General features: G+C 65.5%; 11 protein-coding genes. 3 read left to right on the top strand and 8 right to left on the bottom strand.

Annotated features, from left to right (window positions below; all coding sequences use genetic code 11):
* Nucleotides 1-19: 19 nt before the first annotated feature.
* Both ATO3_RS18550 and ATO3_RS18545 read right to left on the bottom strand, forming a co-directional pair.
* Entirely contained in the window at nucleotides 20-868 is an 849-nt protein-coding gene (locus ATO3_RS18550) for an ABC transporter substrate-binding protein (RefSeq protein ID WP_088651394.1), read from the bottom strand.
* Nucleotides 869-937: 69 nt separating this feature from the next.
* Complete coding sequence (locus ATO3_RS18545) at nucleotides 938-2,227, bottom strand: M20 family metallopeptidase (protein ID WP_158218001.1); 1,290 nt, start codon at nucleotides 2,225-2,227, stop codon at nucleotides 938-940.
* A 183-nt stretch (nucleotides 2,228-2,410) separates the two neighbouring features.
* On the opposite strand from ATO3_RS18545, the gene ATO3_RS18540 reads away from it, so the two are divergent.
* Nucleotides 2,411-3,091, top strand: a complete 681-nt coding sequence (locus ATO3_RS18540) for a GntR family transcriptional regulator (protein WP_088651392.1) — start codon at nucleotides 2,411-2,413, stop codon at nucleotides 3,089-3,091.
* Nucleotides 3,092-3,206: 115 nt separating this feature from the next.
* On the opposite strand, the gene ATO3_RS18535 is transcribed toward ATO3_RS18540, so the two are convergent.
* The 5 genes from ATO3_RS18535 to ATO3_RS18515 form a co-directional block, all read right to left on the bottom strand.
* Complete coding sequence (locus ATO3_RS18535; protein WP_088651391.1) at nucleotides 3,207-4,166, bottom strand: ABC transporter permease; 960 nt, start codon at nucleotides 4,164-4,166, stop codon at nucleotides 3,207-3,209.
* Nucleotides 4,163-5,647, bottom strand: a complete 1,485-nt coding sequence (locus ATO3_RS18530; RefSeq protein WP_158218000.1) for a sugar ABC transporter ATP-binding protein — start codon at nucleotides 5,645-5,647, stop codon at nucleotides 4,163-4,165. Before ATO3_RS18530 ends, ATO3_RS18535 begins: the two co-directional genes overlap by 4 nt.
* A 25-nt stretch (nucleotides 5,648-5,672) precedes the next feature.
* Nucleotides 5,673-6,605: a substrate-binding domain-containing protein gene (locus tag ATO3_RS18525; protein WP_233152216.1), complete on the bottom strand. Its 933-nt coding sequence runs from the start codon at nucleotides 6,603-6,605 to the stop codon at nucleotides 5,673-5,675.
* Nucleotides 6,602-8,032 carry a xylulokinase gene (locus ATO3_RS18520; RefSeq protein ID WP_088651388.1) on the bottom strand — a complete coding sequence of 477 codons (1,431 nt, stop codon included), beginning with the start codon at nucleotides 8,030-8,032 and terminating at the stop codon, nucleotides 6,602-6,604. The genes ATO3_RS18525 and ATO3_RS18520 overlap by 4 nt, the downstream gene beginning before the upstream one ends.
* A gap of 275 nt (nucleotides 8,033-8,307) precedes the next feature.
* On the bottom strand, nucleotides 8,308-9,354 hold the full coding sequence (locus ATO3_RS18515; protein ID WP_088651387.1) for a replication initiation protein: 1,047 nt from the start codon (nucleotides 9,352-9,354) through the stop codon (nucleotides 8,308-8,310).
* Nucleotides 9,355-9,973: 619 nt separating this feature from the next.
* Here ATO3_RS18515 and ATO3_RS18510 point away from each other — a divergent pair.
* Nucleotides 9,974-11,176, top strand: a complete 1,203-nt coding sequence (locus ATO3_RS18510; RefSeq protein WP_088651386.1) for an AAA family ATPase — start codon at nucleotides 9,974-9,976, stop codon at nucleotides 11,174-11,176.
* A complete protein-coding gene (locus tag ATO3_RS18505) occupies nucleotides 11,173-12,162 on the top strand; it encodes a ParB/RepB/Spo0J family partition protein (protein WP_088651385.1) in 990 nt (329 codons plus the stop codon). The genes ATO3_RS18510 and ATO3_RS18505 overlap by 4 nt, the downstream gene beginning before the upstream one ends.
* 151 nt (nucleotides 12,163-12,313) lie before the next feature.
* Here ATO3_RS18505 and ATO3_RS18500 read toward each other — a convergent pair whose 3' ends face one another.
* On the bottom strand, nucleotides 12,314-12,916 hold the full coding sequence (locus ATO3_RS18500; protein WP_088651384.1) for a TetR/AcrR family transcriptional regulator: 603 nt from the start codon (nucleotides 12,914-12,916) through the stop codon (nucleotides 12,314-12,316).
* Nucleotides 12,917-13,064: the final 148 nt, after the last annotated feature.

Genomic DNA, 13,064 nt, shown 5'->3' with positions numbered 1-13,064 from the left:
TCAAGCGTTCCGGAAAGCCTCAGTCGCCGGTGTAGAAATAGGTGAATTCACCCGGCCAGCGGTCCCAGACGTCGATCTTGGTGGTGCCATATGCATCCATCATCTCGTCATAGGTTCCGTCGGCCTTCATCGCGTTCAGCGCATCCGCCACGGCCTGGGCCAGCGCCGGTTCATCAAAGGCAAAGGCGCCGGGCGTGCCGGGATAAAGACCGGTCGCGGCCTTCGAGAACTGGCCCTTTTCCTGGTAGTAGGAGCCGATCGCATCGCCCGCGAACACCGCCGAGATCTGACCGCCGCCAAGCGCAAGGAAGACTTCGCCGTAGGTGTTGAAGGCGCGGATATCCATCGCCTCCAGCCCTTCGGCCACCTGGGCATCGTTGATTTCGTTCAGCTTCTTCTCTTCGAACCCGGCGATCTCGACACCCACCGGATGTCCGGCAAGATCCTTGGGCCCGGCGAAGCCTTCGGGGTTGTCCGCCGCCGCGATCAGGGCCAGCGCGTTGACCGAATAGGGCACCAGCTGCATGAAGCCCGCGCGTTCGTCGGTGAAATACAGGCCGGTGTTGATCATGTCCCAGCGGTCGGCATCAAGGCCGGGGATCTGCACGGCGAAATCGACGTTCTGATAGACCGGCTCAAGGCACAGACGCTTGGCGATCTCGTCGCCCATGTCCTTGTGCAGACCGGCAAGGTTGCCGTCGGCATCGATATACTGCTTCGGCGGAATGGTCGCGTTGATCGACATGGTCAGCTTGCCGTCCTCGACAAGCGGAAGATCGGCCGGGCAGTCCTGTGCCTGTGCGGCGACGCCGGCAGCCAGGGTGATCACGGTGGCCAGCGCCGTTCCGGTTAGTATATTGTATTTCATATTTTTTTCCTCTGATGGAACATTCGGGAGGGGGCGGGGCCGCTTGACCGGCCCTCTGTTTGGGTGAACTCAGTCTTGCCGTCCGCTGCACCAGTCGGTGACCACCCGGGTGGTGACATCGACCATGCGCAGGAAGTCATCCACATCGACCCATTCGTCGCGCTTCTCGTTCTGGCTGAGGTCGCCACACAGGCAGCCGAAGGCGACGCAGGGAATGCCCGCCTCGACGGGCGGATTGCGGATATCGGAAGAGGTGTGCATCACGTTGACGTAAGGCGCCTCGCCGGTGACCGCGCCGACAGCGCGGGCGGTGACCTGGTAAAGCGGATGGTCCTCGGGGACATGGGCGCCGGTCACACCGGTCAGCCATTTGACCACCGGAGGATTGTCGCGCAGCCAGTCGTCGGCCTGTGCCGCCCTGGCAACGGCGCCCTCGACCTCGGCACATATCTCGGCCAGCGTTTCGCCGGGCGGAAAGGACAGCGCGCCGCCCATGATGCATTCGTCGTGGATGCGGCCAAACTTGCGCATGTCGCCGCACTGCATCCGCGAGATGTGCAGGTTGGTCGCCCGGCCGACCCGCGCCTCCATTTGCGGCTGCCGCACGCGCGCGGCGCGGTCGTCTGCCAATTGCATGAGAGCGGTGTAGACCAGGAAGGCCTTGTTCACCGGGTTGGCCGACAAATGCGAAAAGGCGGTATGCCCCGGCTCGGTCGTGTCGGGCGCCTGGCCCTTGACGGTGATGGTGAATTCCACGTGGCCCGAGGCCAGCGCCTTGATCTCGCGCATGCCGACACCGGATTCCGCCGGGTGAAGGTAAAGCGCCGCATCCGCCCGCAGCCCGTCGTGCAACAGCGCCGCAACCCCGCGCGCATAGCGCTTCGATGGGGTCGAGGCGAAAACCACCCGCCCCATCGGCTGACCACTGGCCGCCGCGGCCTCGACCGCCAGGACCGCCGCGGCGCAGCCGGCAAGGTCGTCTGCGACACCCCAGCCATGCAACCGGCCATTGTCAATCTCGCCGGCAAAGGCATCATGTGTCCATTGGTCCGCGTCGGTCACCGGTTCGCCGTCGGGATGGGCAAAGATCAGCAGGCTGGGCAGATCCGTCTGCCCGGCAAGCTCGCCCACGACCGCACCGCGCAGACCGGTCGCCCCATTGGCCGCGTCGATTTCGCCTTTCACCGGCACCTTGGCCGGGTCGTAGTCATGATGACTGACGTCACATCCCGCCTGGGCCAGCCGCGCGCCGATCGCGGCCTGTACCGCGGCTTCTCCGTCCACCTGGGCCGCGATCAGCTCGCGCAGAAAGGCGATGGCACTTTCGGTTCTGCCCTGAGGGGAGGTTGCGTCATTCATCAGTCGGGTCCTTTCGTTGCGCACCAACGGTATACAACTCATTCACCATCGTATACCGACAGAACGCAATAGATTCCTTTCGGGATACATGAGAGGGCGGCCCGAAACCGCCCTGGGCCCGTGCCAGTGCCCGTTTTTTATGCGTGACCATGTTTGCCGGAACGGGGACGAAAGACACCGATCATGACGAAGCTGACCCATACCCTCGCGCCAGACCCCGATAGCCCTCCGTCCGGCAGGACCGGTACACTTTCGGAACAGGCCTACGCGGCGCTCTCGACCATGATCGAACAGCGCAGGCTGGTCTCCGGGCAGGCTGTGGTGGAACAGCACCTGGCCAACGAGCTTGGCGTGTCCAGGACCCCCTTGCGCCAGGCCCTGCAGAAGCTGGAGGCCGAGGGCCTCCTGGTGAAGGACGCCAGCCGGTCCTACCACGTGCGCAAGGTCGAGCTGCGCGAATACCTGCAAAGCCTGAAGGTCCGGCAATTGCTGGAAAGCGAGGCCGCCGCGCTTTGCGTGGACCGGATAGACGCCAGGGCCATCCAGGCGGCGCGCGCCACCCTGCATGCGGTCAAGGCACAGGTCCCCTACGACATGCGCGCGCACTGGCGCTCGGACGACGAGGTGCACGGGCTCTTTATCGAGAATTGCGGCAACAAGGTCATGACCGACCTGATGCACGCCCTGCGCTCCAGCACCAAGATGTTCGAGATCGACCGCCTTTCGGAACGGCTGGAACCCGATTCACGCCAGCACGAGGCGATCCTCGATTCACTGGAGGCCCGCGATGCAAAAGCCGCGCGCAAGGCGGTGGCCGATCACATCCAGTCGCTGTTCCAGTTCGCCATCGACACGGTTAGCTGAGCCGCATCCGGCCGGTCACGGGGCCGCCGCCACCAAAGGGATGGATTGCCGCGTGATACCCGGTCCTGCTCAAACGTGGGGCCGTGGCCGACCTGCCCCTCTGCCCATGCGCCGCCTACCTCTGGCGCTTGGTCAGAACCGCCACGCCCACCGACAGGATCACGATCACGCCCACCAGGATTTCGCGGATATAGCTGTCGACTTTCATCTGCGTCAGCCCGTTGTCGAGGATCCCCAGCATCAGCACGCCGACCAGCGTGAACAGCACCCGCGGCTCGCCATGACGGCTCATCGTCATGCCAAGGAAGACCGCCGCGATGGCGTCCAGCATCAGGCCCGAGCCTTGTGTGGGATTGGCGCTGGCCACCCGCGCGGCATACATCAGCCCGGCGCCCGCGGCGCCCAGGCCGGTCAGGCCAAAGGCCAGCAATCTCAGCCGCTTGACACGCAGGCCCGCCAGCAGCGCAGCCTCGCGGTTGCCGCCGATCGCATAAAGGCGCCGGCCGAATGTCGTCTGTTCCAGGATCACCCAGACCAGGATCAAAACCAGCAGGGCCGCGATGGTCAGGTTCGGGATCTTCATCCCCTGCCCCAGCCACTCCGCGGCCCATCCCCCCCGCGCGAAACCGGAAAACTCCGCCGGGATGTCCTTGCCATAGATCGTCTTGCCGTCGGACACGACAAAGGCCATGCCGCTGAACACCGTCAGCGTCCCCAGCGTGGCGACAAAGGGCAGGATGCCCACGTAAGACACCAGCACCCCGTTACCAAGCCCCGCCAGCAGCCCCATGCCAAGCGCCGCCAGAACCCCCTGCCAGACCGGGTAGTCATGGGCGAACATCACCGCCGCGACCACCCCGGCAAGGCTGGCGACAGAGCCCACCGACAGGTCGAAATCGCCCATCACCATGACGATGGTCATCGCCGAGGCCACGACGATAAGCATCGAAAGTTGCTGGGTAATATTGATCAGGTTGCGCGCCGTCAGAAAGGTGTCGGGCAGCTGCACCGCGAAAAAGACCACGATCGCCAGAAAGCCAAGCAGCGTGCCCGACTGGCGCAGTGTATTCATCATGTCGTTTCGGCCTCTTTCGCATAGAATGTGTCGAGCAGCTCGGCCTGCCCCATGGTGCCGCGCGGCAAAAGGTGGGTCTGACGGCCCTCGTTCAGCACCAGGATCCGGTCGCACATGCCCAGCACCTCGGGCAGGTCGGTCGACGTCAGGATCACGGCGCAGCCGCTGGCACTCAGCTCGCGGACCAGCGTGTAGATATCGAATTTCGCGCCCACGTCGACACCCCGCGTCGGCTCGTCCAGCAACAGCAGGTTCGGCTGCACCAGCAGCGCGCGGGCAAAGACCACCTTCTGCTGGTTCCCCCCCGACAGCTGGCCCACAGGCTGCTCCGGCCCGCTGCTCTTCAGGCGGACCTTGGCGCCCATTTCGGTGGTATCGCTGGCTTCGCGGGTCCTGCTGGCCCAGAAGCCATAGGCGTTCAGATGCGACACCGCCACGTTCGACCGGATCGCCATCTCCAGCATGAGCCCGTCGCCGCGCCGTTCACGCGGGATGCTGGCAATCCCCGCCTCCCACGCCTGCGCCGGGCTTTTCGGCGCGGCCTGTCCCAGCGCCTCCAGCGTGCCGGAGCGGCGCTTTTCCCGGCCGGTGAACAGGCCCAGCAGCGCAGACTGCCCCGCTTCGGCAAGCCCGGTGACGCCCAGGATCTCGCCCGCGCGCAGTTCGAAGCCGATGCCGCTCAGATGGGGCGAGTGCAGGTCCGCCACCCGCGCCACCACGGTGTCCCGGATCGGTGTGGTGCGCGGCGGATAGGCATCCGACACGTCGCGCCCCGTCATGTCACGGATGATGGTCCGCTTCGTGGTGTCCCGGACCGCGCGGTGGGCGACCCGCTTTCCGTCCCGCAGCACCGTGACCTCGTCGCAGATCCGCATGACCTCGTCCATGCGATGCGACACATAAAGGATCGCCGCCCCCTGCCCTTTCAGCCGCGCGAGCACGGCAAACAGCATCTCGCTCTCCTGCCCGCTCAGAGCCGCCGTCGGCTCGTCCAGAACGTAAAGGCAGGGCGCCTGCCCGTCGTCCTCGGTGACCAGCGCGGCGGCAATCTTGATCAGCATCCGGTCGCCGGGCCCAAGACTGCCCGCCATGGCTGCCGGGTCGATGTGATCGGCCCCGAGAAACCCCAGCGCGTCCCGCGCCCCCGCGCGCAGACGCTTCCAATGCACCGTCAGGCCAAAGCGGCGCGGAAACGGATGCGACAGCAGGATGTTTTCGGCCACACTGAGTGAAGGAACGATGTTAAGTTCTTGATGTATAAAGCGAAATCCATGGTCATGGGCGTCGGTTGGCCCCGTCAGGGACACGGCCCGTCCGTCCCGCTCCACCACCATGTCGTCGGCCGGCACAACGCCGGCCAACAGCTTGATCAAGGTAGATTTTCCCGCTCCGTTCTCGCCCATCAGGGCATGGATCGTGCCGCCGTGCAGCGTCAGGTCCACCCCGTCAAGCGCCGGCACCCCTGCATAGGCTTTCCGCATGCAGGAAAATCTCATTTCCATCGGATCATTCCCCGGCGTTGGCCGCGGTGATCAGCTGGGTCGGCACATAGATCACGCTCGCCCGAAGCTCTTCGCCCGCCAGCAGACGGCCCACCGTGTCCGCCGTCGTCCGGCCGATCCCTTCGAAGTCCTGCGCCATGGAGGCCTCGAAGTTGCCGCCCTCGGCAATGGCCGCGCGGGCCTGCGGGTTGGCGTCCATGCCGACGATGACGATGCCCTCGTCGCCCCGTCCCGCGTCCTGGATCGCCTGCAGCGCGCCAAGCGCCGGCTGGTCCCAGGCGGCCCAGACCGCGCCGATCGAACCGGGGTCGGGATTGGCCGCCAGGATCGCCTCCATCTGCGCCCGGCTGTCGGCGATGCCCCCGTCAGAGACATCCGGCGTGATCCGGTCCAGCACCTCGATGTCCGGGTAGTTACCGAAAACCGCGTCGGCGATCACGCCCCGGATCTGCACCGGCGGAAAGGCGTCAAAGACGAACTGCACCACCGTGCCTTCGCCGTTCAGGCGGTTGGCCACGTAGACGGCGGTTTCGGCCGCCATGGCATAGCCGTTCGAGGTGATGTTGGCCGCCAGCAGCGGGTCGCTGCCCGCGTCCATGCCGACCACCGGGATGCCGGCCTGTTCCGCCGCGATCAGCCCCGCCGCCACCTGCGCCGGGTCGACGTTGATCACGATGGCATCGACGTTCTGCGTGACCGCATCCTCGATCCGGCTGATGGCAGCGGCCACGTCACCGGCGGTATCGACCACGTTCACGTCCCAGCCCTTTTCCTCCGCCGCGGCCTCGAAGCCCTCGACGTACATCTGTGTGCCCGGCTGCGCGAGGTAGGGCGTGATCACCGCCACAGTCTCGGCCTGGGCCACGGTCCCTGCCCCGGCCAACGCCGCCGCCATCATCCACTTTTTCATCGTCATCTCCATCTGTTGTCCGTTCATTCCGACATCCCGGCCAGCCTTTGGCCAAGGGCGCCATGGGTCGTCACGGCCTCGCAATAAAGGCCGAAGAGGTCGTCGTAGAGGCCGCTCAGCCCCGGGTCCGGCGCATAGGTCGCGTCGAACCGCGCAAGTTCGTCCCAGGCGGTGCCGATCGCGTCAAAGACCCCTGCCCCGACCGCCGCCAGCATCGCCGCGCCCAGGATGCCCGGATCCTTTTCCGCCAGCGTGCTCAGCTCGCACCCCAGCACATCCGCCCGGATCTGCGCCCAGGGGGCCGAGCGGAATCCGCCGCCCCCGCAGGTGATCGGCCCCGGCCCTATCGCCGCCGAGGCGCGCGCCGCCTCCAGCGCATGGCGGGCCGACAGCGCAACGCCTTCCAGAACCGCCCGCGCCATTTCGGCATCGCCCGTGCGCCGCGTCAGGCCCAGGAACGCGCCCCGCAGGCCCGCATCCCATAGCGGCGCGCGTTCGCCTTCAAGCTGCGGCAGGAACAGAGGCGTCCCCGCGCGGCGCGGCCCGGCGGCCAGCGCGGACACCTCGTCATGGCTGCGGCCCGACATCTGTGTGTACCAGGCCAGCGCATCGCCGCCCGATTGGGTCGGCGCCGCATGCACGCGGATGCCTTCGACCTGGGGAAACACGATCACCCCCGGGGTGCCCGCCCCCTCGCGCGAGGAAATCCCCATCACCTCGGATGTGCCGCTGAGGTAAACAGTCGACCGGTCGCGCGCCCCGCCACAGCCGACCAGGCCGGTCCAGGCGTCCATCGTGCCCGAGATCACCGGCACGCCCGCCAGCGGCCCGGCGCGCACGCGGCCCGTCACTTCGGTCACGGGCACCAGCGCGGGCGCCTTGTCCCGCGCCCCGGGCACAAGGTCGAAGACCGCATCGACATAGGTCATGTCCGGCCCCACCAGCCCGATATTGGACACCGGATCGGTCGTGACCTCGCCGGTCAGCCGGTAGATGATGAAATCCTTGGGCAGCATCACCCAGCGGGTCGCGGCCCAGACATCGGGCCGGTGCCGCGCCACCCAAAGCATCCGCGACAGCACGTTACTGGCGTCGATGGGCATCGGCGCGCCCCACCATGCGATCTTCTGCGCGTCGCTGACACTTGCGTCCAGCTCGGCCGCTTCGGCGCTGGCGCGGGTGTCCTGCCAGACGATCGCCGGCATCAGCGGCGCGCCGTCCGCGCCCACGAAGAGATGCGTGTTCACCTGGCTGGTCAGGCCCACGGCCTGCACCGGGGCGCCGTCGGCCAGCGTCGCGATGGCCTGTTCGACCAGGCGGATCCAGTCGCCGGCATCCTGTTCGGCCCGCGGCCCGCCCGGACGCTGCGTGGGATAGCCGGATGCAAAGCGGCCAAGCGCATTGCCGCGCAGGTCCATCATCCCGGCCTTCACCGAGGTCGTGCCCACGTCCACGCCCAAAATCCGTTCTGCCGTCACCGCGCCGACCCCCGCATTCGCACCCCGTCTGTCCCGGCGGGATCGGACCGAATATCGGCCCCGAGCGCAAGGACACAATGCACACCGGACCGACCGGCCGTGCGGACCCGTCTTGCAGAGAGCACCGACGAAGGCCCGGCCGCTGAAAGGGCAGGGCGTTCGCCAGCTCTCGCGCCCTGACAGGCAAAATTGCCAATTGGCAATAAACAGAATTCTCTTTCAACCACAGAGGCTTACCTAAACTGGAAACGTCAGATCGGGTTCTTTTCCACGTAGGTGCGGAAAAAGGCAAGGAAGGCCCGGTCAGGGTCTTTCGGCGCCTCCTTGCCGGCAAGCCAGGCGCGCCATTCGCCCTCGACATAGTAGATGTCGTAGCCGGGAAAGCGCAGCCGCGCGGTTTCATAGGTCTGGGTGCGCAGCGCTTCGCTCTGGCGATCCAGCCAGGCGGGGCGCGCGCGGCCGGGCGGGGCCTGCTCTTCGGCCGGCGGTTCGGCATGTTCTTCCGCGCGGCCTTCGGCCCGGGCCCGGCGCCCCGGCGAGGCGAATTGCAACGCGCGCTCGGCTTTGCCCGTCGCCTCGCCATCCTTGCGCCACCAGCGCAGTTCCACATGGGTCACGCTGCGGCCGGTCTTGATCGGTTTGACCTCGACCATGTAATCCGACAGGGCCGACACCTCCTGCACCGCCGGGTCGATCGCGCGCATGCGCAGGTTGGACCAGGTGGTCAGCTTGCCCTTGGGCACGCCCAGCACACCGCGAAACGCCTCGACTGCGAATTTCTCGGACGAGCGCCAGCGCAGGTTTCCGCGCTTCTGCACCATCTCGTAGAGGGTCAGCGCGTATTTCGACGACAGGGCGAACATCACCTCGCGCTGCAGCCGCGCAAAGATCGTGGAGTTCGAGATGATCTTGCGCAGACGGGGCGGGATTTCGTATTCGAACAGCCCGTCGGCGCGCGCCATCTCGAGGTTGCCGCCCAGAAGCTGAACCCGCTCGATCGCGGGCTTGCCGTCCCAGACCGCCTCGATCTTGACGATGGCGGACATCAACCGCTCGATGCTTTCGCCGATCCGGTCGTTGGAATTGTGCGACCCGCGCAGATCGGCCTTTGCGATGACATGCAGCACCGGCTTGTCGATCGCCTCCCAGGCGTTTTCCAGCAGCTGGTTGTAGATGCGCCGGTCGGTCAGCGTCAGCGGCGTGACCTCGATCAGGTCCACCAGCTCGCCCGGCTTGACCAGCGACTCGCGGCTTGGCCGGGCATCGACGGTTCTGTATCGTGTCGTTGGTTTGGCCATTTCTGCTCGGCCCCATTACATGGTTTTCTTACATTTGTATCGCGGCCCACGTAAGCGGTAAAGAGAAAGGTTCCGAAGGGCTGCACCCGAAACGTAAGCTTTCAGGCGAGGCGGGGACTCGGGAGCGAATCGCATACCCCTTCTTTTCAAGGGCTTTTCGAGGGGGGTGATTCCCGACAGATCCGCCATCCCGAAAAGTAGTTTAAAGCCCACCCGTGATGTAGCGCGACACCACCCGATCCGTAAGCACAGCCCATCCGATCCGTAAGGGAAACGATCCCCAAATGTATGGCCTGGACGCAGGATCGCCATAGAACCAAGGGGCTCCGGGGGCCTGAACAGTTGAATCCTAGAATCCAGAATCAAAGGGGATGTTTTTTCTGGTTTTTGGAGTTTTGGGGGCCCTTTGCCGCAGGATCGCCCGAAATGCTACGTTCTGGGTGAGGGCAGGGGTCACAGCGCTGAAACTTCCGCACCCCTGATGATGCCAGCGCATCTATCGGTGATGGCGACCCCGAAAGCTCAGGTTCGGTTTTTTCAGGGATGCGTCCGAAACTTCGCACTTGAGACGCAAGCCCGCAAAAGGCATGCTCGGCTCAAAACACCTCACGAGGCAGCGATGACCGATCCGCAGGACTACCCTGTCACCCTAGACGAAATCGATGGCCTTGCGCTCCGCGCGGACACGGTGATCCAGCGGCTGCGCGAGCGGGTGTTCGCACCGGGCAGTCAAAAGAGCCTTGAGCTGACCTTCAACGTGCGCACCGCCGCCGAGATGGTCGGGCGCACCGAAAAGGCGATCCGCGATGCCGAGGCCGACGGCCGCCTGCCGGAACCCGAAAAGGACCCGGACACCGGGCGCCGCACCGGCTATAGCCTCGAAGCCGTCAATCGTATGCGCGAGGTCTTCGGCACCCTGCCGCATCGGGCGCCGGAGGATCCCGCGACGGTTCTGGCGGTCCAGAACTTCAAGGGCGGGGTCGGCAAGTCGACGGTCGTGGTGCACCTGGCACAGTACCTGGCGCTGAAGGGCTATCGCGTCTGCGTCATCGATTGCGACAGCCAGGCCTCGACGACCTCGGTCTTTGGGCTGAACCCCGATGTGGACGTGGATGAGGACGAGGACACGCTTTATCCGTTCTTCCAGCACGCCGGGCCGGAGTCGCTTCACTATGCGTTGCAGGCCACCTATTGGCCCAACGTTGCGCTGATCCCGGCGAACCTCGGGCTCTATGATGCGGAATACGAGTTTGCCGCGCGGATGCTGCAGGAGCAGACCTTTGTTCTCGACCGCCTGCGCACGGGGATCCAGACGATTTCCAGCCAGTTCGACGTGATCCTGCTGGATCCGCCGCCAGCGCTTGGGATGATCTCGCTGTCGGTGCTGCGCGCGGCCAATGCGCTGATCATTCCCGCGCCGCCCAACAACATCGACTTCGGCTCGACCGCGCATTTCCTCAAGATGATGGGCGCGACGCTGAACGAGCTGGCCGAACATGGCGGTGCGCGCGGTTATAACTTCGTAAAGATTCTCGCGACGAAGATGAATGATCAGAAGAGCGCGCATCAGGCGATCAAACGGGTGATGGAGGCGGTGTTTCCGCATGACATGATGACGGCCGTGCTGAAGGATTCCGCCGAGATCGACAACGCCACCGCCAACCTGATGAGCGTCTACGAGATGACCGGCGCCGCGACCCGCACCGAGACGCACAAACGGTGCCGCGTCTACCTGGACGCGGTCGGCCGCGAGGTCGAGACGATGATCCGCAAGACATGGCCCAGCCATCATGCGGCCCTTAGGAAGGAGGGGATCCTGTGAGCAAGAAACACGACGCCGTTTTCGACGATGTCCTGGCGGGCCTCGGGGAGGAGGCGAAGCCGGCCCGCGACCGCTCGGGCGCGCGCTTTCTCAAACGATCGAACACCATGGCCGAACAGGCGTCGGGCGGGCGGCAGGAAAAGACCCTGCGCCTGGTCGATCCGTCGACCTGCGTGATGTGGGCGCGTCACAACCGCGCCTATGACCTGCTGACAGAGGCCAACACGAGGGACCTGATCGACGGGATCCTGTCGCAGGGCCAGCAGGAATTTCCCGCCATCGTGCGCCGGCTCCGTCCGGCCCACGAAGGCGAGGGGCCCGAGTTCGAGGTGATCTGCGGGGCGCGACGCCATTTCGCGATATCGTGGCTGCGGGCCAACAACTATCCCCAGTTCAAGTACCTGATCGAAGAACGCGTGCTGACGGATGAGGAAGCCTTCCGCCTCGCCGATATCGAGAACCGCGACCGCGAGGATATTTCGGATTTCGAGCGGGCGCGGGATTACGCCAGGGCGGTGGAGGCCTATTACGGCGGCAAGCAGAAGCTGATGGCGGAACGGTTGCAGGTCTCGCCGGCCTGGCTGTCGCGGTATCTGCAGCTGGCCCGCCTTGACGCGCGGATCGTTGCGGCCTTTCCCAGCCTGCGGGACGTGAAAGAGCTGCATGCCCGCCAGCTGAAGCCGCTGATGGCCACCGATGCCGGGGCCGCTGCCGTGCTGGAAGAAGCGGATGTGCTGGCAGCGGAGCAGAAAGGGCAGGGGGTGCCCGTGGCCCGCGTGATGTCGCGCCTCAAGGCCGCCGCCCAGCCCCGCAAGACGCGCAACGTCGCCGATCACACGTTCCGCAGGCATCCCGATGAGAAAGGCGTTCAGATGCGCAAGAAGGGCAGCCGCGTGCAGCTGGAATTCGAAAGCGGTCTGGACGATGACGCCTTGCGCGCCGCGCTGGAGCAGTTCCTGAAGGCGCGAAAGGCCGGCAAGGTCTGAGAAATTGCCAATTGGCAATATTCCGGAAAATGATTTGAAATCATGGGGATACTGACGGGCGGGGTTCAAGATGTCATGGACGGTACCGCCTGAGGTTTCGCCGCGACCCCGCGCCACGGATGCGTCGCGCGGGCGACCGCCGGTCGGCGGCTTAGCCCGCCGCGTCGGGAACCAGACCCCGGCAGATCAGGCGGTGAGCTTCGTTCACGACCCGATCGATATCGGGCACATCGTCCCAGATCACGTAGCGGTCGCCCAGGGCCTTGGCCATGCCCATCAGCGCCCAGGCCCGGATATCGGCATCGCCCGGCGAGATCTCTCCCTTTGCCTCGGCCGCCCGAAGCTGGGCCGCGTAGGCATCGCCGAAACTGGTGAAGTAGCGCTGGTAGGCCTCGGGATCGACAAAACGCGCCTCTTCGACGATGCGGTAGAGCGCGGGGCGTTTGGCCACGAAATTCAGGAAGGCCGCCAGCCCGGCGCGTTCCGCGGCGAGTCGGTCGGGGGCGTCGGCAATCGCCTCGGCGACCATCTTCCGCGTGACCTTGCCCATCTCGAGGACCAGCTCGCGAAAGATCTCCTCCTTGTTCGAGAAGTAGATGTAGAAGGTGCCAAGGGCGGTTCCGGCCTCGCGCGTGATGTCGGCGATCGACGCCGCCGGGAAGCCCTGTTCGCCCATGACGGTTTCTGCCGCGGCCAGGATCTTGGCCCGCCGCTCGATGCCGCGCCTGGTCTTTGGTGCTGTTGCTTTCGCCATGGGTTACATGAACACCGGTTCATGTTTGAAGTTCAAGAGGTTTCCGCGCCGCGACAGGCGCCGTGACGTTTGACTTCCGATTTCCGGCCGGACAGGCGAACATGGGCATGATCGCAGCCCCATATGCCGTCGAGGAGGCCAAGCAGGG

It is taken from the genome of Marinibacterium profundimaris, assembly GCF_002210095.1.
Classification (GTDB): Bacteria; Pseudomonadota; Alphaproteobacteria; order Rhodobacterales; family Rhodobacteraceae; genus Marinibacterium; species Marinibacterium profundimaris.
The sequence above is the reverse complement of the archived record's forward strand: the minus strand, read 5'-3'. Positions and strand labels throughout refer to the sequence as shown.

Coding starts and splice junctions, on each gene's coding strand:
- ATO3_RS18550 (WP_088651394.1), bottom strand. CDS start 868: ATGAAATACAATATACTAACCGGAACGGCGCTGGCCACCGTGATCACC.
- ATO3_RS18545 (WP_158218001.1), bottom strand. CDS start 2,227: ATGAATGACGCAACCTCCCCTCAGGGCAGAACCGAAAGTGCCATCGCC.
- ATO3_RS18515 (WP_088651387.1), bottom strand. CDS start 9,354: ATGGCCAAACCAACGACACGATACAGAACCGTCGATGCCCGGCCAAGC.
- ATO3_RS18510 (WP_088651386.1), top strand. CDS start 9,974: ATGACCGATCCGCAGGACTACCCTGTCACCCTAGACGAAATCGATGGC.
- ATO3_RS18535 (WP_088651391.1), bottom strand. CDS start 4,166: ATGATGAATACACTGCGCCAGTCGGGCACGCTGCTTGGCTTTCTGGCG.
- ATO3_RS18530 (WP_158218000.1), bottom strand. CDS start 5,647: ATGCGGAAAGCCTATGCAGGGGTGCCGGCGCTTGACGGGGTGGACCTG.
- ATO3_RS18525 (WP_233152216.1), bottom strand. CDS start 6,605: ATGAACGGACAACAGATGGAGATGACGATGAAAAAGTGGATGATGGCG.
- ATO3_RS18500 (WP_088651384.1), bottom strand. CDS start 12,916: ATGGCGAAAGCAACAGCACCAAAGACCAGGCGCGGCATCGAGCGGCGG.
- ATO3_RS18540 (WP_088651392.1), top strand. CDS start 2,411: ATGACGAAGCTGACCCATACCCTCGCGCCAGACCCCGATAGCCCTCCG.